The following is a 25349-nucleotide window of genomic DNA, read 5'->3' on the forward strand; positions in this document are numbered from 1 at the left end:
CATAATGAACGCGTGAAGCACGCTTTCGACGCCGCCCGCCCGTCTCGCTCGAGGCGCGCGCGTGTCGCGCTGCCCGGCCTCCTGCTCGTGGCGGGTGTGCTGACGCTTTCGGCCTGCGCCACCCCGGTGGCGGGGGCCAGCCCGTCGCCGACCGCGTCGGCCACGGCGTCTGCCTCGCCGACGCCGACGGCGTCGCCGTCCGAGACCGCGGCTCCCGAGCCGACCCCCACCGAGAGCGCCACCGCCGACGCCCCGTACAACGGTGAGGTGCTCGTCATCACGTCCGAGGTGCGCGACGGCAACCTCGAGGTCACCGCGATGGTCCCCGGGGTGTCGGAATCGGGGGGAACCTGCACGCTGACGCTCGACGACACGCAGGCGTCCGTATCGGTCTCCGCCAACGAGGGCAAAGACGTCACCTACTGCGGCGTGATGTCGATCGCCGTCGACACGACCTCCGCCGACGTCGCGTTCCACGTCGGCTACTCCTCGTCGAACCTGCGCGCGCAGTCCGAGACGGCCACGATCGAGCTCGCGCCGTGAGGCAGCGGTCGCGCCGCCGCAGCGTTGCGGCGGTCATCGCCACGTGGGCCTGCGCCATCGCGCTGCTGGCCGCGGTGCCCGTCACCCTCCCCGCGACGATCGCCCCGGTCGCGTCGGCCGCCGCGGCCGACGCCCGCGACTTCAACCCGGGCAACATCATCGACGACGCGGTCTTCTACGACGGCTCGGCGATGGGTGCCGGCGAGATCCAGAGCTTCCTCAACGGCAAGGTCACCACCTGCCGGTCGGGCTACACCTGCCTCAAGGACTACCGGCAGAACACCGACGACCGCCCCGCCGACAAGTACTGCAACGGGTACGCCGGCGCGGCCAACGAGAGCGCCGCGACCATCATCGACAAGGTCGCGCGCTCGTGCGGGATCAGCCAGAAGGCGCTGCTCGTCCTGCTGCAGAAGGAGCAGGGCCTGGTCACCTCGACCGCCCCATCGGCCTGGAACTACTCCGCGGCCACCGGCCAGGGCTGCCCCGACACCGCGCCGTGCGACGCGTCGACCCAGGGCTTCTTCTACCAGGTCTACTACGGCGCCCGGCAGTTCGAGGTGTACCGCATGAACCCCAGCTGGTGGGGCTACCAGGCGGGCCGCTGGAACAACATCCTCTACAACCCCAGCGCGAGCTGCGGCACGCAGCGGGTCTTCATCGAGAACCAGGCCACCGCGGGGCTCTACATCTACACCCCGTACGTGCCCAACCAGGCGGCGTTGAACAATCTCTACGGCGAGGGCGACGGCTGCTCGGCCTACGGAAACCGCAACTTCTGGCGTACCTACTCCGACTGGTTCGGCTCGACGCAGGCCGGCGGCCGCCCCTTCGGCAACCTCGACGCCATCGAGGCGTACCCCGGCGGCATCCGTGTGCGGGGGTGGGCGATCGATCCCGACACCTCCGACCCGATCCAGGTGCACGCGTACCTCGCGGGCGACGCCACCGCGCTCACCGCCGACGGCGACCGACCCGATGTGGGCTCGGCCTATCCCGGCAGCGGCAGTAGGCACGGCTTCGATTCGCGCATCCCCGTGACCCAGGGGGGCAGTGGGCAGGTGTGCGTCTACGCCATCAACACCGCCCGCGGGTCGAACGTGACCCTCGGATGCCGCGACATGCCGTTCTACACCGGGTCACCGGTGGGCGCGGTCGACGCGGTCAAGGTCTCGTCGGGCTCGGTCACGGTCTCGGGATGGGCCATCGACCCCGACACGGCCTCGTCGATCGACGTGCACGCGTACGTCGACGGAGTCGGGACGGCGCTCCGCGCCTCCGGCTCGCGCACCGACCTCGCCACGCACTACCCCGTGCACGGCACGAAGCACGGCTACAGCGCGACGCTGAAGGTCCCGCTCGACGCGAAGCAGATCTGTCTGTACGGGATCAACACGGGTCGCGGCGACAACACGACCCTCGGCTGTCGCAGCATCATGACGCCCGCCTCGCGCGACATCGGTCGCGCGCCGATCGGCAGCCTCGACGCCGTCGACGTGGCGGGCACGTCGGCCCGCGTGTCGGGCTGGGCGATCGACCCCGACACCAAGAAGTCCATCCCGGTGCACATCTACGTCGCCGGAGCCGGTCGGGCCATCACCGCCGACGACTCCCGTCGCGACGTCGGTGGGGCCTACCCCGCGTACGGCAACGCCCACGGCTTCTCCGAGGTCGTCGACCTGGTGCCCGGCAAGAGCACTGTCTGCGTCTACGCCATCAACACCTCGGGCGCCAACACCACCCTCGGATGCCGCGACGTCACCGCGGCCGATCAGGGGCGCGCGCCCATCGGGAACTTCGAGTCGGTCTCGGTCTCGGGGCGCAGCGCCACCGTGACCGGCTGGGCACTCGACCCCGACACCGTGCGTCCCATCGCGGTGCGCATCTCGGTCGACGGCAAGGTGACCCGCCTCACCGCCCAGGCCAACCGCCCCGACGTGGCCGGCGCCTATCCCGTGTACGGAGCGGCCCACGGGTTCTCGCGCGCGGTGGACATCCCCATCGGCCCCTCGAAGATCTGCGTCACCGCCGTCAACACGAGTGGGCCCGACACCGACCTCGGATGCCGTTCGATCACCACGCGCGACGAGGGGCGCACCCCGATCGGCAGCGTCGACGAGGTGAGCGTCTCGGGCACGACCGCCACGGTACGCGGGTGGGCGATCGATCCCGACACCGCGCGTCCCATCGCCGTCCACGTGTACGTCGGGGGTTCCGCCACGGCGCTCACCGCCGACCGGAGCCGGCCCGACGTGGGCGCGGCGTATCCGCCCTACGGTTCGGCGCACGGGTATCAGACGAACGTGCCGATCCCGGTCGGCACCTCGCGCGTGTGCATCTACGCGATCAACACCGCCGGTGCCAACCCCCTGCTGGGCTGCCGCACCGTGACCGGCATGGCCGGTGCCCCGGTGGGCCGTCTCGATGCGGCCAGCGGAGGGACCGGCACGGTGTCGGTGCGGGGCTGGGCGTTCGACCCCGACGTGAAGGGTCCCGTGACCGTGCGGGTCGCCATCGACGGCACGACGCGCGAGGTCCGGGCAGACAAGAACCGGCCCGACGTGGGGGCGGCCTTCCCGGCCGCCGGCTCGGCGCACGGTTTCGAACAGCGGCTGACGGCCTCGAAGGGCAATCGGCGGGTGTGCGCGAGCGTCGTCGACGACAAGGGCGGCACCCCCGTGTCGCTGGGATGCACCTCGGTCACGGTCCGCTGAGGCAGGGCGAGCCGAACCGCTGAACGGGCCCGTCGATCGTCGCTGCGATCGACGAGCCCGTTCAGCGTTTCGCCGGCTCGGTCGGCGTGTGTCCGGCATCGCCTCGTCGGCGTATCGCCGACCCCGCGGGGTCGAGCGTCAGCCTCGAGTGCCGCTCACCGCGTCGGGGAGTGCGGACACGTGCTCGCTCTCGTCGGCGCCGCGGACGATGAGCGCGCGGGTGAGCACGGCCAGCCCGCCGAAGAAGGCGATGCCGAGCAGGGGTACGGCCAGCGGGGGCGACCACTGCCACGCGGCGAGGAAGTCCGCGGTCTCACCGGCGAGGTAGCGGTGGGCCGTGCGGACGGTCGTGACGGTCACCCCGAGCACGAGGAACGCGGGGAGCAGCCACCGCAGCATCGCCACGAGCCGGTTCACGCCCGCGTCGAACGGAACGCGGTCGGGCCCGGAATCGACGGCGAGGGCCGCGATGACCAGCAGGGCGGCGACCAGCGGCATCGTGTAACGCCCCTGCCAGCCGTATCCCGACCACTGCAGGCCCGACAGGACGCCCGGGATGAGGGTCGCCGAGGCGAAGGCGAGCAGGATCGCCCACCGCGCCCGCCGGGAGGCGAGACCGAAGCAGAGCACGACGACACCGCCGAGCAGCAGGATCCACGACGTGGACAGGATGTTCGGGCTGCGCAGATCGAGCCAGCCGAGGTTGCCGTACATCTGGGTGACCTGCTCGTGGTAGTTCGAGTAGAACACCGAGATCCCCGCGAGCCCGTCGCCGAGGGTCGCCGGTTTCTGCACGCCCACGTAGTTCGTTCCGTGCAGGACGACCCACGCGACGCTGAACCCGGTGACCACGGCGATGCCGCCCGCCACGATCCAGGCCCGTCGATCGGTCAGCAGTCGGCGTGTGCGAGCCACCCCGGCCAACAGCAGCAGAGCCACGGCGGTGACGGCGAGGAACAGCGGCGAGAGTCCGCGCGAGACCACGAGCACGCACGAAGCGGCGAGCAGAAGGGTGTGCTCCTCGCGCCAGCGGGTGGTTCTCGGACCGCAGGCCACGGCGAAGCCGGCGACCGTGGCGGCGAAGAGCGTGGCGATCTCCCAGGCGCTGGGGTTCAGCACCATGCCGACGTAGAGCGTCATCGGGGTGAGCAGCAGCGAGGCCGCGAGCAACGGCAGAGGGGTGCGCGCGGTGCGTCCGAGCAGCGACAGCCCCCACGCGAGGAAGAGGGCCGTGACGAGCGCCGCGAGACCGCGGGCCAGGTACAGGCCGTATTCGGTGGGGACGAGCAGGGTGCCCAGGCCCGTCCAGAGGTAGAAGACCGGGTTGTAGAGCCCGGCGTTGGTCTGTGCCAGCACCTCGGCGGTCGAGGTGATGCGCAGCGGGCCCTGGCAGGCCGCGGTCACGTCGGGCTGGAAGGCGATGCAGCCGGCGAGCAGATCCATGTTCGCGAACCGCGCCGGCAGGGTGGGCTCGAGCATTCCCGCCTGTCCCCGCACGACGGCTGCGGCGTACACGTAGTGCGCCGCCTCATCGGCCCCCGAGGCGATCGGCAGGAAGACCGCGCCGGACAGCAGCATCGCCAGCAGGGCGACGAAGATGACCGCGATGTGGGGCACACGGTGCCGGGGGAGTGACAGACGGAGGGGGAACGAAGGCATCGGGTGGATCTCTCTGGGGCCGACGTTCACCGGCATGGTGAAGGCGGCGACGGCCGGTGCGATCTTACAAGCCGTCTCCTCCACACCCCCTCGGCGTCCGTCAGGCGACGGCGGACCCGCTGGTACGATGATGCCGATGTCTGCGGCACGATCGAGCACTCTGGTCATCGTTCCCGCCTGGAACGAGGGCGAGAGCGTCGGTCCCACCGTGCGGGAGATCCGCGCTCAGCCCGAGGGGTGGGACATCCTCGTCGTCGACGACGGGTCCCACGACGACACGGCGCAGCGAGCCCGCGAGGCGGGGGCGACGATCCTCTCGCTGCCCTTCAACCTCGGTGTGGGCGGAGCCATGCGTGCCGGCTTCCGCTACGCGCAGCGCCACGGGTACACGCGGGCCATCCAGGTCGACGCCGACGGCCAGCACAACCCGCGCGACATCGCCGCGGTGCTCGACGGTCTCGAGTCCGCCGACATCTCGATCGGGGCGCGGTTCGCCGACGTCGGCGACTACGCCGCCCGAGGACCGCGCTGGTGGGCCATGCGCATGCTCGCAACGGTGCTCTCGCGCATCGCCGGCACGCGCCTCACCGACGTCACGAGCGGCTTCCGCGCCGCCAACGTCCGCGCGATCGACCAGTACGTCGTCTACTACCCGGCCGAGTACCTCGGCGACACGGTGGACTCCCTCGTCAACGCGCTGCACGCCGGTCTCACCGTCGTGCAGGTGCCCGTGGCGATGCGTCCGCGTGCCGCGGGGCGACCGAGCCAGAACCCGTTCGGCGCCGCCGTGTACCTGCTGCGATCGGTGTTCGCCCTGTCGCTCGCGATGATGCGGGGTTCCGCCACCAAGACCGGAGTGAGCGCATGATCGTCATCGCGGGAATCGCGTTCGCCGTCGTGGTGCTGACGATCATCGTCGTCCTGCTGCTGCGTAGACAGCTCCGCGAGAAGTACGCCACGCTGTGGCTGCTGATCGGTTTGGCCCTGCTGGTGATCTCGATCTTCCCGGGGCTCCTGGTTCAGCTCACCCACCTTCTGGGCGTGGAGGTTCCCGCCAATCTGATCTTCGCGATCTCGATCGTTCTGTTGGTGGGCGTGGCGCTGCACCTGTCGTGGGAGCTGTCGCAGGCCGAAGAAGAGATCCGTGTGCTCGCCGAAGATGCCGCGATCAACCGGGCCGACATCGAGGCCCTGACACGGCGCCTCGACGCGCTCGAGGGCGCCGGGTCCGTTCCGGGCCCCGCTCAGCCGTCCACCGAGGGTCCCGACCGCCCCTGACGCGGTGCGCGGGCCAGCCGCGACTCACGGCGTGGGCGACTCCGACGGGCGCGCCGGAAAGATCCAGTACCGGTAGGCGAAGTAGTTCCAGACGGTGGTCGAGCCCACCGCCACGATCTTGCCGACCACCCAGGGCAAGCCCAGGGCCGCGATGCCCGCGACGATGCCGGTCGTGGCGACGGTGTTGAAGGCGACGAGCGAGGTGTATTTCAGGGCGCTGGATGCCATGCCGGCGTCGGACGAGAAGGTGAAGGTCCGCTGCAGTACGAAGGTGACGGCGAAGCTGAGCAGGAAGGCCGTGGGGGTCGCGATGACCAGGGCCACCCCGAACACGTCGTGCAGCAGCGCCAGCAGGCCCACGTCGATGAGGAACGCCCCTCCTCCCACGACGAGGTAACGCACCGCGCTGTGCGACCAGACGCGGCGCACGGCGCGGGCGAGGGGACCGGAGTGGACCGGTCCCCGGCGCCCGCGGTCGCTCACGGGCGTTCGAGGTACTCGCGCAGTCGCACGCCGGCGTCGCCGAGCGGGACACCGGCGGCCTCGGTCGCTCGCGCGTCGAGCACGCTGTTCAGCGGACGGGGCGCCACCGGCCCCTGAGCGCCGGCGAAGTACTCGTCGGTGCTCACACCGCTGACGCGCGCGGGGTCGTGACCGGTCAGCTCGAACACCCGGCGGGCGATGTCGAACCAGGTGGTCGGTTCGCCCTGGCCCGTGACGTTGTAGACGCCGGCGGGGGCGCGCGTGTCGAGCAGGGCGCGGATCGCGGCGGCGATGTCGACGGTGAACGTCAGGCGTCCCACCTGGTCGTCGACCACGCGCGGATCGATACCGCGTTCGGCGAGGGAGGCCATGGTGCGCACGAAGTTGTTGCCCTCGCCGATCACCCAGCTGGTGCGCAGGATGTAGTGGCGGGGGACCGCCGACACGAGGGCGTCGCCCGCGGCCTTCGTCTGGCCGTAGACGCCGAGCGGTGAGACGACGTCGTCGGTCGCGTAGGCGCCTTCCTTCGTCCCGTCGAAGACGTAGTCGCTCGAGACGTGCACGAGGGTGATGTCGTTGGCGGTGGCGATCCGGGCGAGCGCGGCCACCGCGGTGACGTTCGCGGCCCACGCCTCGGTGCGCCCCTCCGGCGTCTCGGCCACGTCGACCTTGGTGTACGCGGCCGCGTTGATGATCGTGCCGTAGTCGCGCCAGCGGCGCGCGGTGTCGAGCTCGGGCGAGGTGAGGTCGAGCTCGGCGCGCGAGGCGTACTCGATCCACGGGTGGTCGCCGAACTCCGCGCGCAGAGCGAGTCCGAGCTGACCGTTCGCCCCGGTCACGAGGATCTTCTGCGGGGGCATGGGCACCACGTCGGCGAGGCGCGGGTGCCGGATGTCCTTGGCGCTGATCTCGACCTCGTCGAGGGGGATGGGCCACGCGATCGCCGCGGTCTCGTCGGCGAGGTTGAGGAAGGTGTACGTGGCGTCGGGCGACCAGTGGTCGTTGACGAGGTACGTGTACGCGGTGTCGGGTTCGAGCGTCTGGTACGAGTTGCCGACGCCGCGCGGCACGAAGATCGCCGTCGACGGGTCGAGCTCGGTGGTGAACACGGCGCCGAAGCTGTCGCCCTCGCGCAGATCGACCCAGGCGCCGAAGATCCGGCCGGTGGCGACCGAGACATACTTGTCCCACGGCTCGGCGTGGATGCCACGGGTCGTGCCGACGGCATCGTTGAACGAGATGTTGTTCTGCACCGGGCCGAAGTCCGGCAGCTCGATCCCGGCGGCCGTCATCTTCTCGCGCTGCCAGTTCTCTTTGAACCAGCCGCGGGCGTCGCCGTGGACCGGCAGATCGAGCACGACGAGCCCCGGGATGGGGGTCTCGCGCACCGACAGGGACTTGCCGAACTCGATGGACACCGTGGTCACTGTCCCTTGCTGGCGTAGAAGGCTTCGACGCCGTCCTTGGTGGGCGCCCACCAGGCTTCGTTGTCGCGGTACCAGTCGACCGTGGCGGCGAGCCCCGACTCGAAGTCGCCGTAGGTGGGCTTCCAGCCGAGCTCGGTGCGAAGCTTGGTCGAGTCGATCGCGTAGCGCAGGTCGTGTCCGGGCCGGTCGGTGACGAGGTCGTAGGCGTCGGTGGGCTGGCCCGCGAGCTGCAGGATCAGTTCGACGACGCTCTTGTTGTCCTTCTCGCCGTCGGCGCCGATGAGGTACGTCTCGCCGAGCTCGCCCTTGTCGAGGATCGTCAGCACGGCGGACGAGTGGTCGTCGGCGTGGATCCAGTCGCGCACGTTCTCGCCCGTGCCGTACAGCTTCGGGCGAATTCCGCGGAGCACGTTGGTGATCTGACGGGGGATGAACTTCTCGACGTGCTGGTACGGGCCGTAGTTGTTCGAGCAGTTGCTGATGGTCGCGCGCACGCCGAACGAGCGCACCCAGGCGCGCACGAGCAGGTCGGAACCGGCCTTCGTCGAGGAGTACGGCGACGACGGGTTGTACGGCGTGTTCTCGGTGAAGCGCGCGGGGTCGTCGAGCTCGAGGTCGCCGTACACCTCGTCGGTCGAGATGTGGTGGAAGCGCACGTCGTGACGACGCGCCGCCTCGAGCAGCGTGTAGGTGCCGATGATGTTGGTGTCGAGGAAGGGGCGCGGGTCGTGCAGCGAGTTGTCGTTGTGCGACTCCGCGGCGTAGTGCACCACGGCGTCGGCCTCGGCGACGAGCGGGTCGACCACGGCGGCGTCGGCGATGTCGCCCACGACCAGGCGCACGCGGTCGGCGGGCAGCCCCTCGAGAGAGGCGCGGTTGCCCGCGTAGGTGAGCTTGTCGAGCACGGTCACCGTGTGGTCGGTGTGCGCGATGACGTGGTGCACGAAGTTGGAACCGATGAAACCGGCGCCACCGGTCACGAGAAGACGACTCATACCGACAGGTTACCGGGGCGCCCGGGCCGATCGCGGGGCACCCGGATTGGCAGGCGCCTCCGGATGGGGGAAACTGGACCTCATGCGCGGAATCATTCTGGCGGGCGGCACGGGCTCCCGACTGCACCCCATCACTCAGGGCATCTCGAAGCAGCTCGTACCGGTCTACGACAAGCCGATGATCTACTACCCCCTGTCGACCCTCATCCTGGCCGGGATCCGCGACATCCTCATCATCACGACGCCGCAGGACTCCGAGCAGTTCCAGCGGCTGCTGGGCGACGGTTCGCGCTTCGGGATCTCGCTCACCTATCGGGTGCAGCCCTCGCCGGACGGTCTCGCGCAGGCCTTCATCCTGGGCGAGGAGCACATCGGCTCCGACTCGGTCGCCCTCGTGCTCGGCGACAACATCTTCTACGGCCAGGGCATGGGAACGCGCCTGCGCCAGTACAGCGACCTCGACGGCGGTGTCGTCTTCGGGTATCGCGTGGCCGACCCCACGGCCTACGGCGTCGTCGAGTTCGACGCCGAGGGGCGCGTCGTCTCGCTCGAAGAGAAGCCCGAGCACCCCAAGAGCAACTACGCGGTCCCGGGTCTGTACTTCTACGACAACGACGTGATCGAGATCGCCCGTGCCCTCACGCCGTCGCCGCGCGGCGAGCTCGAGATCACCGACGTCAACCGCACCTACCTCGAGCAGGGGCGCCTGAGCGTCGAGCTGCTCCCGCGCGGCACCGCGTGGCTCGACACCGGCACCTTCGACTCGCTCAGCGAGGCGACGGAATTCATCCGCACGGTCGAGAAGCGTCAGGGGCTGTCGATCGGCTGCCCCGAAGAGGTGGCGTGGCGCATGGGCTTCCTGTCCGACGACGAGCTGCGCGAGCGCGCCGAGCCGCTGGTGAAGAGCGGCTACGGCCGCTATCTGCTCAGCGCTCTCGAACATGGCGCCGAGCGCTGAGCCGGAGCGGACGACACCTCTGACCGAGGAGACGTCCGCTTCCGCGCGTCCGGGTTCCGCGGGGCGCGCCGTGATCTACGCCGTGCGCGCGGCAGGCCGGATCGAAGAGACCAGCGTGCTCGCCCTCGAGGCGTTGCGCCGCGTGTCGACCGCGGTCGTCCTCGTGCACCCCGGGCCCCTGGCATCCGAGGTCCGCGCCCGCCTCGACGATCTGATCGACGACGTCATCGAGACCGACGGCGAGGAGTTCGACTCGGAGGCGTACGCCCCCGCGATGGAGCGTCTGCGCCGCCGGTGGCCTGCGATCGACGAGATCGTGCTCACCGGGGACTCGTGGTTCGGTCCCGTGGCCGACCTGGCTCCGTTGTTCGCGCGCATGGCCGACAGCGCCGCCGACGTCTGGGACGTTCTGCCGGCGGCTCCGCCGCGCGAGGCCTTCCCGGGCGAGGGGTTCCCCGCCGTCGTCGATCGGCCCTGGTTCTTCACCGTGGTCCGCCGCGCGCTGTTCGAGAGCGCCGCGTGGCACCGGTGGTGGGGGCCGACGTCGGCCGCCGGTGAGCGGGAGCGCTCGCTCGTCGCGGAGATGACCGCGGCGGGCTTCGCCCACGAGCGGGCCTTCGACACCACCCGCTTCCACGCGCACGACCCCGGGCTGTTCGCCCCCGAGGACCTGCTCGACGTCGACGTGCCCTTCGTCGACCGCGCGGTGTTCACCAGCTACCCGCCGTTCCTCGATCGCTTCGCGATCATCGGCAGCGAGATCGCCGCGATGATGGGCGAGCGCGGGTACCCGCTCGACGTGCTGCGCTCGAGCCTCGCGACGTGCGTGGCTCCGAAGGCGCTGAACACCACGCTGGGGCTGCTCTCGGTGCTGTCCGACGAAGCGGTCGAGCCCGAGGCGGGATCGTCGTTGTCGATCGCCGCGGTCGTGCACGTGAGCGACGTCGACGAGATCGACGAGGTCCTGCGCCGCCTGCAGTTCCTCCCGTCGGGCGCCTCCGTGTTCATCACGACGACCGAGGGCGTCACGGCGGCCCGCCTGGAGCGCCTGCTCGAAGCGTGGGCGACGACCAACGCGCACACCTACGAGCTGCGCGTGACCCCCCAGAGCCCCGGCCGCGACATGGCGGACTACTTCGTCGGATGCCGCGACGTCATCCAGTCCGACCAGTACGACCTGGTCGTGAAGCTGCACATGCGCCGCGCGCCCTGGAAGACGATGAATCGGCTGCGGTACTTCCGCCGGTACCAGTTCGACAACCTGCTCAGCAGCCCCGGCTACGTGCGCAACCTGTTGTCGCTGTTCGAGAAGGAAGAGCGTCTCGGCGTCGTCTTCCCCCCGATGATCCACGTCGGCTACGCGACGATGGGGCGCGGGTGGGCTCTGCTCGAACCCCACGCCGAACGGCTGAGCAAGCGCCTCGGCATCCGCGTGCCGCTCGACGCCGTCTCGCCGCTGGCGCCGTACGGGGGCATGTGGGTCGGGCGTCCCGCGGCCTTCCGCGTGCTGACGCAGCGCCGGTGGACCTTCGCCGACTACGGCTGGAAGGGCGAGCGGCGCTTCGGTCACCTCGCCCACCTTCAGGAGCGCCTGGTGAGCGCCGCGGCCGGGCAGGCCGGGTACTACTGCCGCACCGTGCTGAACTACGCGCACGCCGAGATCGGCTACACCGCGCTCGAGTACAAGGTCGACCAGATGTTCTCGACCACCCGCGGGTGGCCGGTCGAGCAGATCGGGTTCCTGCATCGGGCCGGCTACACCGGATACGGCGGGACCGTCGCCCTGGTGCGCATGTACGTGCGCACGAATCATCCGCGGGTGGCGGACGCCTTCCGTCCCGCGTACCGCGTGGCGCTGCGGGCCCACCGTGTGCTGTCGGCGGGTCGCCGTGTCGCCTCGCGTCTGCGCAGCGAACGGGGCGAGAAGGAGCGAGAGGTGTCGTCGTGAAGACCGCAGAGCTGATCGGAGACTGGACGCGTCCGGCCGACACGTTCCCGCCCGATGGCAAGCGGCTGCTCATCTACGTCGTCTTCGACCGTCGCGGCGAGGTGGGCGACTTCGTGCTGTACGCCCTCGAGCACATGCGCGCGTTCTGCGACGAGATCGTGGTGGTCTCGAACGGTCCGCTGACCGACCAGGGCCGCGCGCGACTCGAGACGGTCGGCGATCTGGTGCTCGAGCGTCCCAACGAGGGCTACGACATCTGGGGCTACAAGCACGGTCTGGACGCCGTCGGGGAGCGGGTGGCGTCGTTCGACGAGCTGCTGCTCGTCAACGACACCTGGTTCGGTCCCATCCGGCCGTTCGGCCCGATCTTCGAGCGCATGAACGCGCACCCCCTGCACTTCTGGGGCATGACGGACCACCTGCGGGTGGAACCGCACCCGTTCACGCAGGACGAGGACTACCTGCCGTACCACCTGCAGTCGTACTGGGTGGCCGTGCGTCGGAACATGTTCACCTCTCCCGAGTGGGACGCTTACTGGCGCGACCTCCCGGCGATGACGACGTACTCCGACGCGGTCACCAAGCACGAGGGCATCTTCACCCAGCACTTCACCCAGCAGGGTTTCTCGGGCGAGGTCGCGTTCCCGACGCTGACCGACAAGATCGAGAACCACGCGGTGCTCTACGCCGAGCAGCTCATCGACGCCGGGTGCCCGACGCTGAAGCGACGGCCGTTCTTCCAGTGGCCGGTCTTCCTCGACCGCGTCGCGGTGGTCGGCAAGTGGACCCTCGAGGCCGTGGAGCGCAACGGCTACCCGGTCGAGCTCATCTTCGACGACCTCGCGCGCAACGTCGAGCCGCGCGTGCTGAACGCCGACGCCGCGCTCCTGCGCGTGCTCTCGCCCACCGACGACGGCTACGACCCGTCGAAGCCGATGCGCACGGCCGTGTTCGCGCACATCTTCTACGTCGAGATGACCGACGAGATCCTCGATCGCGCGGGTTACCTGCCCGGCGACGTCGACCTCATCGTGACGACGCCCGAGCGCGAGCGCGCCGACGAGATCGAGCGCATCATCGCCGCGCGGGGGTTCCCCGGGCGCGTCGAGGTGCGGGTGGTCGCGTCGAACAACGGCCGCGACCAGGCGGCGTTCCTCATCGGATGCCGCGACGTGCTGCTGTCGGACCGGTACGACCTGGTGGTCAAGATCCACTCGAAGAAGACGCCGCAGGACGGCGCGAACATGGGGCGTCACTTCCGTCGCCACCAGTTCGAGAACCTGCTCGGCGGCCCCCACGAGGCAGCGACCATCGTGTCGCTCTTCCAGCAGCAGCCGGGGCTCGGACTCGCGTTCCCGCCCACCGTGCACCTCGGACACCCGACCATGGGGCACGGATGGTGGGCGAACCGGCCCGGAGTGGCCGAGTTGTGCGCTGAACTCGGCATCCGGGTTCCGCTCGACGAGGTCTCGCCCCTCGCGCCCTTCGGGTCGATGTTCTTCGCACGCCCGCAGGCGTTGCGCCTGCTTCTGGAGCGGGAGTGGACCTACGACGAGTTCGGCGGCGCCGAGGCCTACGTCGACGGGGGACTCGCGCACATCCTCGAGCGGATGCCGGTCTACGCGGCCGGCGAGCTCGGGTACCACTCGATGACCATCGCCACCCCCGAGTACCTCTCGAAGAGCTATACCGCCTTCGACTACAACCTCGACCACATGTCGGCCACGATGCCCGAGGACACGCAGCACCAGGTGCAGTTCCTCCGACGCGCGGGCTACATCGGGTGGGGACGATTCCGTGACTTCGTCGACATGTGGGTCCGGCTGCACCGTCCCTCGGCCGCCGACCGCATCGATCGGGCATTCACCTCCACCGAGCGTGTCCGCGGTGGCCTCTGGCGCGCCCGGCAGCGACTGCGTCGTCGGTGAGTTCAGACCCCGTGCAGAAACCCACCAGTAGAATCGGTCCCCATGTCCAGTTCCTCATCCTCCGCGGATAACGCGCGCTTCGCACGCCTCGCGGAGATGCCGATGCGCTCCGTCGGCGTCACCCCCGGCTTGGGGTTCGCATCGCTCTGGACGACGCTGCGCGACATCTTCGCGCGCCGCGAGATGCTCGACCTCCTCGTCAAGCGCGACATCAAGGCGCGCTACAAGGATTCCGCGCTCGGATTCGTGTGGGCGCTCATCCGCCCCCTCATCCTGCTGGGCATCTACTTCGTCGTGCTGGGCCAGTTCTTGGGCGCGGCGCGCGGCATCCCGGACTTCGCCATCTTCATCTTCACCGGCCTGACGGCGATGAGCCTGTTCCAGGAGATCGCCGTGGGCGGCACCGGATCGATCATCGCCAACGGCGGTGTCGTGAAGAAGGTGTACATGCCGCGCGAGATCTTCCCGCTCGCGGCGACCGGGTCGGCCCTGTTCAACTTCCTCATCCAGCTCGGCGTGCTGCTGGTCGCGACGCTGATCGCCGGCAAGCCGCCTCTGCACTGGCAGATCGTCTACGCGGTCCCCTCGCTGCTGCTCATACTCGTCTACGGTCTGGCCTTCTCGCTCTTCTTCTCGGCGGTGAACGTCTACCTCCGCGACGTGCAGTACCTGGTCGAGGTCGTGACGATGCTCCTCATGTGGCTCTCGCCGGTGCTGTACGCCTGGCATCTCGCGAGTCAGATCATCACGAGCCCGACGCTGCTGGAGATCTACACGAACAACCCGCTGACCCTCGCCGTGCTCGGATTCCAACGGGCGTTCTGGCTCGGCGGAGACGGTCTGGACCAGCCCGCCCACCTCGTGCTGCGCATGGCCATCGCACTTCTCATCGGTCTCGTTCTGCTCGTGCTCAGCCACCGTGTCTTCGTGCGCCTTCAGGGCAACTTCGCCCAGGAACTGTGATCGATATGTCGTTTGACGTGACCCCCGCCCTGGCGCGCCCCGAGGTCGTCGTGCTCACCGACGTGTCGAAGCGGTTCGTCGTGCGCAAGGACACCTCCATCAAGGAGCGCCTCGTCACGCTCGGCCGCGCCGGCCGTCGCCACCGCCAGGACTTCTGGGCGCTCAGCGACGTGAGCCTCGACATCCGCGCGGGTAACACCATCGGTCTGATCGGGCACAACGGCTCGGGCAAGAGCACGCTGCTGAAGGTCATCGGCGGGATCATCCAGCCGACCTCCGGCGACGTGAAGCAGCGCGGACGCGTGGCGGCTCTGATCGAGCTGGGCGCCGGGTTCCACCCCGACCTCACCGGTCGCGAGAACGTCTACCTGAACGCCTCGGTGCTCGGGCTCAGCCGGGAAGAGACCCGGGCGAGCTTCGACGACATCCTCGACTTCTCGGGCGTCGGCGACTTCATCGACACCCAGGTCAAGTTCTACTCGTCGGGGATGTTCGTGCGCCTCGCGTTCGCGATCGCCGTGCACACCGACCCCGACATCCTGCTCGTCGACGAGGTGCTCGCCGTGGGTGACGAGCAGTTCCAGCGCAAGTGCCTGGACAAGATCAAGGAGTTCCAGCGCCAGGGACGCACGATCATCATCGTGTCGCACGCCCTCGACCAGATCGAGGAGCTGTGCGATCGGGTGATCCTCATGGACAAGGGCCGGGTCGCGTTCGACGGTCTCGCCGAAGCCGCCGTGGAGCGCTTCCGCGAGCTGCTCGAAGAGGGGTCCGGCAAGGTGTCCGCGCGCCCCGAGCAGGTGCTGCGGGCGGCGGAGATCGTCGCGGTCGACGTGCGCGCGGCCGACGGCACCCGGTCCAACGACTTCCAGACGGGCGATTCCTTCCGTGTCGGTGTGACCGTGCGCGGCCTGCGCACGCTCGACGAGTGGGCGCTCGGCTTCAGCATCGACACCTCGTCGGGTCTGCTGGCCCTGGCGTCGAACACCAGCATGCTGGGCACCTCGCTGCCGCCGCTGCACGAGGGCGAGACGACGACCGTCGAGATCGACGTCGACAGCGCCCGCTTCAACCCGGGCAGCTACTGGGTCAACGCGAACCTGCACGGCATCAGCGAGTCGACCTCGCACGCCCTCATGCAGGGCGCGGAGTTCACGGTGCACGGCCGGTCGGACTCGCTGGGGTCGGTCCCCGCCGAGGTGCGCTTCCGCTGAGCTCCCGCCGACCCGCACCCGCGGGTCAGCGTCGCGGCTGCGCCTCCGAGGCGCGCACGGCGGCGTCGAGCAGGGTGCGCGCCCGGGCGTCGAACGAGTGCTCGGCGCGCACGCGCGCGCCGGCCGCGGCCAGCGCCTCGGCGTCGGGGAAGACGGCATCCAGGTTTCCCGAGAGCATGCGGATGAGCTCGGGCACCTCGTCGTAGGTGGCGACGGCGCCGCCGAACAGCTCCTCGATCCCCTCGACCCGGTCGCTGATGGCCCGGCCGCCCGCGGCGACCACGTCGAAGAGGCGGTTGCCGATGAACCCCCGCTGCTGCATGGCGGGCCAGTGGTCGTTCAGCACCACGCCGGCGCTCTCGTACAGTCCCGGCAGGTCGTCGTTCGAGACGCCGGTGGCGCGGATGTGCGAGGCCGGGATCCAGCCGCGCCAATCGGGACCGATGACGGTGACGGGGATGCCGGCGCGGATGGGCTCGACGATCGAGGGGCGCAGGATGCCACGCGCCGTGCCCACGAAGAGGATGTCGCCGCCGCGCTCGCGCCCCTCGGGGCGGAAGCGCGTCGCATCGGTGCACTGCAGCAGGGGCGTGATGGCGACGCCGAGCTCGGCGCCGGTGGCGGCGGCCCAGGGGGCGGAGGCCGCGAAGACCCGGTCGAAGCCCGCGACGTCCGTCGCGGTGATCTCGTCGGGGTGGCTGATGACCCACAGCAGGGAGACGCCGAAGGGGGAGGCCTCGAGGGGCTCGGGGCCCCGCAGGGCGACCGTGACGTCGTCGAGGTGCCGCGTGGAGCGCGTGCGAGCGGCGTAGGAGTCGATCACGACCTCCTGCCCCAGCCGGCGGAGCGCCCCGGCCAGGGCGCGGGCGAAGTGCGTGTCGCCCCATCCCTCGGCCCGGACGCCGACCGGCGTCGCGGTCCGCAGCGCCCAGCGCAGCACGGGGACCTCAGTGCCGTCGGCGAGCTCGATCGTGCGCCCGGGGCGCCGCACCCGGGGGAGCGGACCGGAGAGCGTGCGCTCCCACCCCGCGCGGCGGAGGAGGTCGTCGGCACCGGCGAGGGGCCGCGGCGCCTCGGCAGACGCCGCGTCGCGGCCGGCGGATCCGGGAGTGCGGGAACCGGCATCCGGGGTCTGCGCGGTGGGGTCGGCGACGCGCGAGCGCGTGCGCGTCTCGATGTCGAGGGCGACGAGCGCGCGCGTGCCGAGGCGTCCCGCGGCATCCGAGCCCCGCAGCGCGGTGTCGATGTCGGCGCGACGGACGGCGACGGTGAGGCCCGCCAGGGCCGGGACCTCGAGCATCGTCGCGGGGGAGAGGGCGGTGAGATCCTCGACGGGGTGCCCGGCCAGGAACCGCCCCTCGGAGGTCGCTCCGACCGCGGCGATCGTGCCGTCGCCGTCGCGCCAGACCGGGGCGACGGCCGTTCCCGACGGCTCCGCGGCGACGCGCGCTGTCAGGACGACCGCGTCGGCGGCGGTCAGCGTCTCGTTGGGGCCGCGCAGCACCAGCACCTCGGCGGTCGAGGTCTGCACGAGTTCGTCGAGGGCGCGCGCGGCGTCGTCATGCCTCCGCCGACTGATACGGACGCGCGGGTGCGACGCGGCCATGATCGAGGCGAGCGTCCAGTCCTCGGGGCGGTCGTCGAGCACGGCGATCGCCACTCCCTGACCGTCGACGTCGGCGAAGCGCACGGCCTCGGCGATCGACTCGTCGAAATCCCACTCCTCGGGGCCGAGGGCGAGCAGCAGCTCGCGGGACAGGGGAGTGCGACCCGCCGTCGCGGCGACCTCTCCGCCGACGCGCGCGCGCGACGCCGCCGCGATGATCGTGCGCGACAGCTCGGACCACGTCGCGACGGCGGGTTCCGCCGCGGGGCCGTAGGGCAGGGAGTGAGCCTCGCGCCGGCGCCAGGCGTGTCCGACCGGTCCTCCCGGGGCGTCCCACGCGTCGGGATGACGGGTGCCGTACGCGACGGCATCCCACAGGGGGCTCACCTGCAGACCTCGCGGGTCGGCGACGAGATAGGCGTACAGCGCGGGAACGCGCCACGCCTCGGGGAGGTGGTCGCCGACCGCGGTGTCGACGAACAGCGGAGACAGGCGCAGGCCGTCGCGGTATCCGCCGTTCACGTAGCGGCGCACGGCGGCGGCCTCGGAGAGCGGCGAACCCGTCTGCGCGCGGACGTAGTCGAGGTCGACGATGCCCGCCCGCCGGATGACGCGCGCCCACCAGACGCGGTCGAGGCGCGCGACCAGGGGGCGCAGGGGAGCGAGGTCGCGCGCGGCGCGCACGCGCGAGCGGAGAGCGGACAGCATGCGTCCGATTTTACGGAGCGACCGGCGATGCGGCCGACGGGGTCAGGCGCGCCCGGCCCAGTAGCCGTCGCCGCGCATGCGCAGCGAGGTGCGCAGATCGATCGTCGCGTCGACGGCGTCGAGCGGCAGGGGGAGTCGGGGCGCCCGCGCACCGCGGCGCCATCCCTCGATGCGGCCGCGCAGCGACACCAGGTCGCGCCGCAGCACGAGGCGCGCGACCGACACCACCGCTTCGACGGCGACGGCACGCAGTCCCCACCGCGAACGCAGCACGCCGTACTTGCGCAGCAGGTAGCCGCGGGCGAACCCCGACAACCGGCGCTGGCGCTCCGACTCGGTGCCCGCGCTCGCCCCGCCGAGGTGCGTGCCCACCGGCTCGGTGATCGCGACGCAGCCCCAGCGCGCCGCGCGCAGGCGGAAGGCCAGGTCGAGCTCCTCGCCGTACATGAAGATGTTCGTGTCGAACGTGCCCACCTCGTCGAGCGCGGCGCGGCGGTAGACCGCGACCGCGCCGTACGGACCGAGCACGGGCGGGACGCTCGCGTGCACCGCCGCGAGGGGCGCGCCGTGGAAGCGCACGAAGCCGGCGCCGGTGACGTCGGCGACGATGCCGTACGAGTCGACGGAGCCGTCGGGGGCGAGCAGCAGGGTCGCGGCGCTGCCGATGCGGGATGCCGAGTCGTCGGGCAGCGCGGTGATCGCCGCAGCGACCGCACCGGGCTCGAGCACGACGTCGCTGTTGACGAGCATGACCAGCCGCGCGTCTCCCGCCTCCATGCCCACGTTGCACGTGCGGGCGAAGCCGAGGTTGACCTCGTTGCGCAGCAGCGTGACCTCGGGGAAGGCCTTCTCGATGCGGTCGGCGGTGTCGTCGGGCGAGCGGTCGTCGACGACGATGACGCGTGCCGCGACGCTCTGGTCCAGCGCCGCGCGCACGCACGTGCGCACGAAGTCCCAGCCCCCGTACACGGGGATCACGATGTCGATCTCGGGATCGGCACTCATGCGCGACCGGCCTTTCGTTCGGACACCGGCACCCGGAGGGCAGCACGGGGGATGAGCCCCCAGTGTACGACCGCACCCGTGGTCGACCCGGGTCGGTACGATGGGACCGCCTCCCCGGCGCACCCGCCCATGACCCCCACCGACCCCGCCGCCGCCCCGACCGAGGGGTACATCGTGCTGGCGGCGTACCGGCCCCCGGCGGAGTTGTTCGCCCGACAGCTGCGCTCGCTCCAGGCGCAGACGCTCGGCGCGTTCCGCTGCCTCGTGGTCGCCGACGGCGGCTCCGACGCGGTGCGCGCGCAGCTGGTCGACGCCGTCGGCGACGACGACAGGTTCGAGGTCATCGGGTTCGAGGAGCGCGTCGGCTTCTACCGCAACTTCGAACGCGGACTGGCCGCCGTGCCCGCCGACGCCGCGTGGGTCGCCCTGAGCGACCAGGACGACGTCTGGATGCCGGACAAGCTCGCCACCCTCGTGCCGGCGCTGCAGGGCGCGGCGCTCGTCAGCGGGCAGGCGCGGGTGGTGACGTATCCGGAGGGCGTGGTGGTCACGGCATCCACGGCGCGGCGCGAGGTGGACGCGGCCTCGCTGGTGCTGGAGAACCAGTTCTCGGGCGCTTTGTGCGTTCTGCGCCGCTCGCTGCTCGACGTGGCCCTGCCCTTCCCCGCCCTCCCCGGACCCGCGCAGGTGCACGATCACTGGCTGGCCGTGTGCGCCGCCGCGACCGACGGCACCCGCGTGGTCGACCGGGTCGTGCAGGACTACGTGCAGCACACCGCCAACGTGCTCGGCGAGGCCGATGCCGCGCGCCTCGGCTGGCGCGAGACGCTGAGACGGCGCCGCGCGGCGCTCGCTGCCGAGGGCGGAGGCCCGCGCGCCCTCGCCCGCTCGCTCTACGTCGTCAACGCCGGCTGGGCCGAAGCCATGACCGACGCTCTGCGCGCTCGGGTCGACACCCCCGTCGCGCGCGCGCTCGCCGCCGCCTTCGGCCGCCGCCGGCGGGCCGGGGCGACGGTGCGCGCCGTTCTCGGGGCCGTCCGTCGCTCGGAGGCGACCCCGCGCACCGCCGTCGTTCATCTGCTCGGGGCGGCGCTCTGGAGCGTCACGGGCGGTCGGCGCGGGAACGCAGCGCGCTGAGCCGCCGCGGTCGGTGCGTCTGCCCGGGCCGTGCCCTCAGCCGCGGGTGAGGAGCCTGCGCTGCGCGCGGATCTCGCGGGTCGCGGCGATGCCGACGACCGTGAGCACCACGACCTCCGACACGGCCAGACCCCAGACGATCGCGGTCGCGCCGAGGGTCGCGCCGAGCACGAACATGGCCGGAAGGCCGACGCTCGCCGAAGCGACGATCGCCAGCAGCACGACGCGGTTGCGGCCCGCGGGCACCAGGACGTTGCGGATGAGCGGCGTCGTCAGCGAGATGATCAGGTACGTCACGCCGTAGGCGGGGAACATGGATGCCGGAGGGGCCACCGCCTCACCGAGGAACGCCGCCGTGAGCCAGGGTCCGAGCAGCACGAGCACCAGCAGGCCGATCACGCCGACCACGAGGTGCAGCGCGAGCGCGACGAGGTGGCGGCGGGTGCGGCCGGCCTCCCACGAGGCTTCGAGCACCCATTTCTGCAGGGTGTTGCCCACGATGAGGATGGCCGTGAGGCCGACCCGGTACAGCTTGTCGGCCGAGGTGAGCTCGGCCGCGGCCTGCGTGCCCACGACCCCCTGCGCGATCGGCACCGGCGCGGTGGTGTAGCTGCCGCCGAGGCCGTCGGCGCTGGCGAGGGGCAGGTTCTCGCGGAAGCTGCGCCCGATGCCGCCGACGTGGAACGGGGGGACGACGCGGCCGTACATGTGCACGTGCAGCGCGGCGAGACCGACGAGTACGCCCGCGATCATCATGAGCGGATACGCCACCAGCTGACCGGTGAGCTGCATGATCGCGGCGCTCGCGGCCGTGAACACGGCCATGGGGATCGCCTCGAACCACAACACCATCCGCGCCCGGCCGGTGCCGACGGCGTACCACGACATCGTCAGGCCGGTGAGCCCCGTCGCGAGCACCACGAGAGCGGCCACCCCGCCGAACGCCCCGCCGACGAGGGCCGCGGCGATCGCGGCCGTCACGCCGCCGACGACGGCGAAGACGGCCAGACGCGACCAGAAGCTGTGCGCGTAGACGTCGCGACGCGCCTCGTCGTGCTCGGCCATCGCGATCCGGGCGCCACCGGCGACGTTCCAGCCGTAGCTCGAGATCATCGCCAACAGGCTGCCGAGCGCCTGACCCGTTCCGATCGCCGCCCATCCCTCGGCGCCCTGGATGCGCGCCGCGATCGGCAGCACCAGCAGCGGCACGACCGCGACGATCATCGGGGCGGTGCCGAAGCCGATCAGGCGCGCGAGCAGGACCTTCACCGTCGTCGCTCCCCGCGCGTGCGATCCAGCACCTCGGCCGTGGCGTCGGCCGCGTCGTCCCACGTGAAGCGCGACGCCCAGCGCTGTGCGTCGGCCCGCGTGGCGGCATCCGGCGGCGCCGCCAGCGCGGAGGTGATCGCGGCGCCGAAGGCGGCGGCATCCGTCGCATCGGCGTACCGGGCGGCGTCGCCGCCGACCTCGCGCAGCACGGGCACGTCGTGGGCGAGCACGGCGACGCCGCGCCGCAGCGCATCGACCACCGGCAGCCCGAAGCCCTCGACCAGCGAGGGGCACGCGTACAGGTCGGCGACCTGGAACAGCGCCTCGAGCTGGTCGTCGCTCACCCACCCGGGCAGCACCACGTCGCTCTCGAGGCCGAGTCGCCGCACGTCTTCGGCGAGCGGGTCGGGCAGGCGGCTGCCCGCGACGACCACGACGGGGCGCACGGCCGGGTCGATGGTGGCGCAGGCGGCGAGCAGACCGGGGAAGTTCTTGTGGGGCATGCGGTTGCCCACGCTCAGCACGATCGGCCGGTCAGCGGGCAGGCCGAGCGGAGCCAGGATGCCGGCGGGATCGGCGACCGGACGCGGTGCGGTGCTGCCGTTGTGCACGACGCGGATGCGCGTGGCGTCGACGTCGAGATGCGCCGAGATGCTGGCCGCCGCCGCGTGCGAGACCGTGAGGACGCGGTCGGCGGTGCGGGCCGACCGGCGCATGAGCGTGGAGGTCACCGCGCGCTGCGCCCGCTGGGCCAGGCCGCCCGGCACTTCGTCGTAGATGGCGTCGTGCACGGTCACCACGCGCGGGACGCCGCGGAACACCGGCCCGAAATTCGCCGGCGCCCACACGAGGTCGGCGCGACCGCGACGGGCGACGGGGCCGGTGACGGCGACGGCGCCCAGCGCCCACGTGGCGGGGTCGGCGCCCACCCACGGCACCGTCTGCACGTGCCCCGGGAAGAACGACGACACGCGCTCGGCGCCGGCGCGGCCCGTCAGGGCGGCGAAGCGCACGTGCGGCAGGCGCTCCGCCAGGCGCGGCAGAAGCTCGCGCACGTACGTCTCGGTGCCTCCGCGCGACCCGGTGAAGCCGAGCAGATCGACGAGGATGCGTCGGTCGGCCATCAGCTCTCGATGACGGCTTCGGGGCGCTGCTCGCGCCGGGGCGTGGTGAGCACGCCCGAGAAGAAGCTCATCATCACCGTCTGGAAGCCCAGGACGATCGTCAGGGCGCTGGGCACGGCGATGCGCACCGCCTGGGCGGCGTTCTGCGTGCCGAAGTCGAGGCTGCCCCACAGCGAGACCTGCACGATGGCGATCACGATGCCGAGCAGGAACAGGCCGACGCCGATGAGGAGGCCGCGCTCGGCGGACCACCTCGCCACGATCCGCCGATACCGCTCACTGGTGGGGAGGAAGCCCTCTTGCGTGGCGTAGAGCTTGGTCAGCCAGAAGAACAGCAGGGATTGGAACCCCGTCACGCACAGCGCGCTCGCGTAGACCATGGTCGTCACGTCGAACCCGACCCCGGCGATCTCGATGCCGCCGAACGACAGCACGCCGACGGTGATGGCCCCCAGGAAGAACGCCACCAGGCCCGGGTAGACGAAGAGCCAGCGCGGGGCGAACAGCAGCAGGAAGCGCAGGTGGCGCCAGCCGTCGTGCCAGCTGCGCAGGTGGGGAGGACGCGAACGCCCGTCCTTCTTCAGCGTGGTGGGCACCTCTTCGATGCGGTATCGCGCGAGCGACGCGCGCACCACCATCTCGGAGGCGAACTCCATCCCCGTGGTCTGCAAATCGAGCTCGCGGATGCGCGCGCGGTTGAAGCCGCGCAGGCCGCAGTGGAAGTCGCGGATGCCCGGTCGGAAGAACAGCTGCCCGATGAACGACAGGACCGGGTTGCCGAGGTACTTGTGCAGCGGCGGCATGGCGCCCGGGGCGATGCCGCCGAGGAACCGGTTGCCCATCACCAGGTCGGCTCCGGCGCGCAGGCGCTCGACGAACGGCTCGAGGTTCTCGAAGTCGTAGCTGTCGTCGGCGTCGGCCATGATGACGTACTGCCCGCGCGCGGTCTCGATGCCGTTGATGAGGGCCGCACCGTAGCCGCGCCGCGGCGCGTGCGAGACGCGGGCGCCCAGGCGCTCGGCGAGGGCCTGCGAGCCGTCGGTGCTGCCGTTGTCGGAGATCAGCACCTCGCCCCGGATGCCGCTGCGGGCGAGGAAGCCCTGCGCCTTGCGAATGCAGACCTCCAGCGTCTCGGCCTCGTTGAGGCACGGCATGAGGATCGTCAGCTCGACGTCCGTCGAGTCGGGAGTGGTCACGGGGTGTCTTCTTTCGTCTTCACCGCGGCGGGGGTCGGCAGCGGCAGTGCCGAGAGGATCCCTTCCACGGTGCGGCGGATGGTGCGGGTGCCCACGGCGGTGTCGTACCAGGCGCGCGAGGTGCGGCGCAGGTCGTCACCCCCGTCGGCGACGGCCCGGATCGCCCGGGCGAGGTCGTCGGGTCGGGTGGAGGGGGCGACGACGCCGTTGACGCCGTCGTCGATGAGTTCGGTGGCGGCGTTTCCCTCGTCGGCCACGAGCACGACGGGCGTGCCGTGGGCGTTGGCCTCGACGACGACGAGCCCGTACCCCTCGCGACGCGACGGGTTCGCCAGGCACAGGGCGCCGTGCAGGAGCGTGTCGAGCTCGGCATCCGAGACGAAGCCGGGGAAGTCGGTCCACTCGTCGCCCCCGACGCGGCGCACCTCGGCGCGGACGGCGTCGGAGCTGGGTCCGGTGCCCAGCACGACCAGGCGCAGGTCGGGGATTCCCGCGCGGGCGGCGGCGACGGCGGCGGGCAGGGCCTCGACGCGCTTGTCGGGGATGTGACGACCGACGTACAGCACGTAGGGCGGCGTGGTCGCGGGGGAGGGGGCCGCCACGTCGACGGCGCCGTCGATGAGGCCCGGGCTCACCACGGGCGGGCGGCGGAGCCCTTCGCGCCGGAGGCGCGTGGCGCTGAGCTGCGAGTGACAGGTCGCGAGGGGCGTGATCGCGATCGCCGCGCGCTGCAGCACCCACGCGATCGTGCCGGTGACGGCGCCGGAGTACTCGACCCACTGGCGGCGGTGCCACACCTCGAGGTAGTCGACCACCAGGCGCGTGCCGGAGCCGAGCAGCGCCAGGCGCGCGGCGAAGACGTTGAAGATCGGCAGCCCGCTCACGATGACGGCGGCGTAGCGCCGGCGTCGACGCACGAGGGCGCGGAAGAGTGCGGCGGCGTAGCGCAGGGCCGCCGGGATGCGGCGCACGCCGTCGGCGGAGTACAGCGACAGGCGGCCGGTGACGGGACGGATGCGGAAGCGCTCCTCGACGGGGGTCGCGCCCTCCCACTGCACGGCGGTGAGGTAGTCGACCTCGAGGCCCCGCCGCCCCAGCTCGTCGGCGAAGGCGCGGTACTGCCGCTCGCCCCCGCCCGTGGAGTACGGGAAGAGGCAGTCGTAGGCGACGGCGACCGTCGAGGAACGGGACACC

Annotated in this window: 20 protein-coding genes; 10 read left to right on the top strand and 10 right to left on the bottom strand. The window is 71.4% G+C overall.

Features of this window, described 5'->3' with window-relative positions:
• Nucleotides 1-12 precede the first annotated feature (12 nt).
• Together ASG45_RS06570 and ASG45_RS06575 are read left to right on the top strand one after the other, a co-directional pair.
• On the top strand, nt 13-543 hold the full coding sequence (locus tag ASG45_RS06570) for a hypothetical protein (RefSeq protein ID WP_055834456.1): 531 nt from the start codon (nt 13-15) through the stop codon (nt 541-543).
• Entirely contained in the window at nt 540-3257 is a 2718-nt protein-coding gene (locus ASG45_RS06575) for a hypothetical protein (RefSeq protein ID WP_235561580.1), read from the top strand. Before ASG45_RS06570 ends, ASG45_RS06575 begins: the two co-directional genes overlap by 4 nt.
• Nucleotides 3258-3395: 138 nt before the next feature.
• Here ASG45_RS06575 and ASG45_RS06580 read toward each other — a convergent pair whose 3' ends face one another.
• Entirely contained in the window at nt 3396-4916 is a 1521-nt protein-coding gene (locus tag ASG45_RS06580; protein ID WP_162242839.1) for a DUF2142 domain-containing protein, read from the bottom strand.
• A gap of 130 nt (nt 4917-5046) precedes the next feature.
• Between ASG45_RS06580 and ASG45_RS06585 the strand changes: the two genes are divergently transcribed.
• Together ASG45_RS06585 and ASG45_RS06590 are read left to right on the top strand one after the other, a co-directional pair.
• Nucleotides 5047-5784, top strand: coding sequence for a glycosyltransferase family 2 protein (locus ASG45_RS06585; RefSeq protein WP_055834463.1), 738 nt, complete (start codon nt 5047-5049; stop codon nt 5782-5784).
• On the top strand, nt 5781-6194 hold the full coding sequence (locus ASG45_RS06590) for a DUF2304 domain-containing protein (protein ID WP_055834466.1): 414 nt from the start codon (nt 5781-5783) through the stop codon (nt 6192-6194). Before ASG45_RS06585 ends, ASG45_RS06590 begins: the two co-directional genes overlap by 4 nt.
• A gap of 24 nt (nt 6195-6218) precedes the next feature.
• On the opposite strand, the gene ASG45_RS06595 is transcribed toward ASG45_RS06590, so the two are convergent.
• The 3 genes from ASG45_RS06595 to rfbB are packed head-to-tail and all read right to left on the bottom strand — an operon-like array spanning nt 6219 to nt 9099.
• Complete coding sequence (locus ASG45_RS06595) at nt 6219-6677, bottom strand: GtrA family protein (RefSeq protein ID WP_055834468.1); 459 nt, start codon at nt 6675-6677, stop codon at nt 6219-6221.
• Nucleotides 6674-8095: a sugar nucleotide-binding protein gene (locus ASG45_RS06600; RefSeq protein WP_055835912.1), complete on the bottom strand. Its 1422-nt coding sequence runs from the start codon at nt 8093-8095 to the stop codon at nt 6674-6676. The genes ASG45_RS06595 and ASG45_RS06600 overlap by 4 nt, the downstream gene beginning before the upstream one ends.
• Nucleotides 8096-8100: 5 nt before the next feature.
• Complete coding sequence (rfbB, locus tag ASG45_RS06605; protein WP_055834471.1) at nt 8101-9099, bottom strand: dTDP-glucose 4,6-dehydratase; 999 nt, start codon at nt 9097-9099, stop codon at nt 8101-8103.
• An 82-nt stretch (nt 9100-9181) separates the two neighbouring features.
• Between rfbB and rfbA the strand changes: the two genes are divergently transcribed.
• The 5 genes from rfbA (at nt 9182) to ASG45_RS06630 (ending at nt 16110) form a co-directional block, all read left to right on the top strand.
• The gene (rfbA, locus tag ASG45_RS06610; RefSeq protein WP_055834474.1) at nt 9182-10057 is read left to right on the top strand and encodes a glucose-1-phosphate thymidylyltransferase RfbA; all 876 of its coding nucleotides are present in this window, start codon (nt 9182-9184) and stop codon (nt 10055-10057) included.
• A 70-nt stretch (nt 10058-10127) separates the two neighbouring features.
• On the top strand, nt 10128-12005 hold the full coding sequence (locus tag ASG45_RS06615) for a rhamnan synthesis F family protein (protein WP_162242840.1): 1878 nt from the start codon (nt 10128-10130) through the stop codon (nt 12003-12005).
• Nucleotides 12002-13933: a rhamnan synthesis F family protein gene (locus tag ASG45_RS06620; RefSeq protein ID WP_055834482.1), complete on the top strand. Its 1932-nt coding sequence runs from the start codon at nt 12002-12004 to the stop codon at nt 13931-13933. The genes ASG45_RS06615 and ASG45_RS06620 overlap by 4 nt, the downstream gene beginning before the upstream one ends.
• A 42-nt stretch (nt 13934-13975) precedes the next feature.
• Complete coding sequence (locus tag ASG45_RS06625) at nt 13976-14896, top strand: ABC transporter permease (RefSeq protein WP_055834485.1); 921 nt, start codon at nt 13976-13978, stop codon at nt 14894-14896.
• A gap of 5 nt (nt 14897-14901) precedes the next feature.
• Nucleotides 14902-16110: an ABC transporter ATP-binding protein gene (locus tag ASG45_RS06630; protein WP_055835915.1), complete on the top strand. Its 1209-nt coding sequence runs from the start codon at nt 14902-14904 to the stop codon at nt 16108-16110.
• Between the two features lie 25 nt (nt 16111-16135).
• Here ASG45_RS06630 and ASG45_RS06635 read toward each other — a convergent pair whose 3' ends face one another.
• Nucleotides 16136-18424 (bottom strand): glycosyltransferase, encoded by a 2289-nt coding sequence (locus ASG45_RS06635; RefSeq protein WP_055834488.1) that lies wholly within the window; start codon nt 18422-18424, stop codon nt 16136-16138.
• A gap of 42 nt (nt 18425-18466) precedes the next feature.
• A complete protein-coding gene (locus ASG45_RS06640) occupies nt 18467-19429 on the bottom strand; it encodes a glycosyltransferase family 2 protein (RefSeq protein WP_055834491.1) in 963 nt (320 codons plus the stop codon).
• A 129-nt stretch (nt 19430-19558) separates the two neighbouring features.
• On the opposite strand from ASG45_RS06640, the gene ASG45_RS06645 reads away from it, so the two are divergent.
• On the top strand, nt 19559-20566 hold the full coding sequence (locus ASG45_RS06645) for a glycosyltransferase (protein ID WP_055834493.1): 1008 nt from the start codon (nt 19559-19561) through the stop codon (nt 20564-20566).
• A gap of 36 nt (nt 20567-20602) precedes the next feature.
• Here the strand turns inward: ASG45_RS06645 and ASG45_RS06650 are convergent, their stop codons facing one another.
• From ASG45_RS06650 to ASG45_RS06665, 4 genes are read right to left on the bottom strand one after another with little or no spacing between them, the layout of a single operon-like run.
• Entirely contained in the window at nt 20603-21835 is a 1233-nt protein-coding gene (locus tag ASG45_RS06650; protein ID WP_055834496.1) for a lipopolysaccharide biosynthesis protein, read from the bottom strand.
• Nucleotides 21832-22959, bottom strand: a complete 1128-nt coding sequence (locus ASG45_RS06655; protein WP_055834499.1) for a glycosyltransferase family 4 protein — start codon at nt 22957-22959, stop codon at nt 21832-21834. Before ASG45_RS06655 ends, ASG45_RS06650 begins: the two co-directional genes overlap by 4 nt.
• Nucleotides 22959-24155: a glycosyltransferase family 2 protein gene (locus ASG45_RS06660; RefSeq protein WP_082516491.1), complete on the bottom strand. Its 1197-nt coding sequence runs from the start codon at nt 24153-24155 to the stop codon at nt 22959-22961. The genes ASG45_RS06655 and ASG45_RS06660 overlap by 1 nt, the downstream gene beginning before the upstream one ends.
• The gene (locus ASG45_RS06665; protein ID WP_055834502.1) at nt 24152-25348 is read right to left on the bottom strand and encodes a glycosyltransferase family 4 protein; all 1197 of its coding nucleotides are present in this window, start codon (nt 25346-25348) and stop codon (nt 24152-24154) included. Before ASG45_RS06665 ends, ASG45_RS06660 begins: the two co-directional genes overlap by 4 nt.
• Between the last annotated feature and the right edge of the window lies 1 nt (nt 25349).

It is taken from the genome of Microbacterium sp. Leaf436, from assembly GCF_001424715.1.
Taxonomy (GTDB): domain Bacteria; phylum Actinomycetota; class Actinomycetes; order Actinomycetales; family Microbacteriaceae; genus Microbacterium.

What these genes read in the sequence shown, in the direction of transcription:
- ASG45_RS06585 (WP_055834463.1), top strand. Translation starts at nt 5,047, where the DNA reads ATGCCGATGTCTGCGGCACGATCGAGCACTCTGGTCATCGTTCCCGCC.
- ASG45_RS06590 (WP_055834466.1), top strand. Translation starts at nt 5,781, where the DNA reads ATGATCGTCATCGCGGGAATCGCGTTCGCCGTCGTGGTGCTGACGATC.
- rfbB (WP_055834471.1), bottom strand. Translation starts at nt 9,099, where the DNA reads ATGAGTCGTCTTCTCGTGACCGGTGGCGCCGGTTTCATCGGTTCCAAC.
- ASG45_RS06655 (WP_055834499.1), bottom strand. Translation starts at nt 22,959, where the DNA reads ATGGCCGACCGACGCATCCTCGTCGATCTGCTCGGCTTCACCGGGTCG.
- ASG45_RS06625 (WP_055834485.1), top strand. Translation starts at nt 13,976, where the DNA reads ATGTCCAGTTCCTCATCCTCCGCGGATAACGCGCGCTTCGCACGCCTC.
- ASG45_RS06580 (WP_162242839.1), bottom strand. Translation starts at nt 4,916, where the DNA reads ATGCCTTCGTTCCCCCTCCGTCTGTCACTCCCCCGGCACCGTGTGCCC.
- ASG45_RS06630 (WP_055835915.1), top strand. Translation starts at nt 14,902, where the DNA reads ATGTCGTTTGACGTGACCCCCGCCCTGGCGCGCCCCGAGGTCGTCGTG.
- rfbA (WP_055834474.1), top strand. Translation starts at nt 9,182, where the DNA reads ATGCGCGGAATCATTCTGGCGGGCGGCACGGGCTCCCGACTGCACCCC.
- ASG45_RS06645 (WP_055834493.1), top strand. Translation starts at nt 19,559, where the DNA reads ATGACCCCCACCGACCCCGCCGCCGCCCCGACCGAGGGGTACATCGTG.
- ASG45_RS06635 (WP_055834488.1), bottom strand. Translation starts at nt 18,424, where the DNA reads ATGCTGTCCGCTCTCCGCTCGCGCGTGCGCGCCGCGCGCGACCTCGCT.
- ASG45_RS06640 (WP_055834491.1), bottom strand. Translation starts at nt 19,429, where the DNA reads ATGAGTGCCGATCCCGAGATCGACATCGTGATCCCCGTGTACGGGGGC.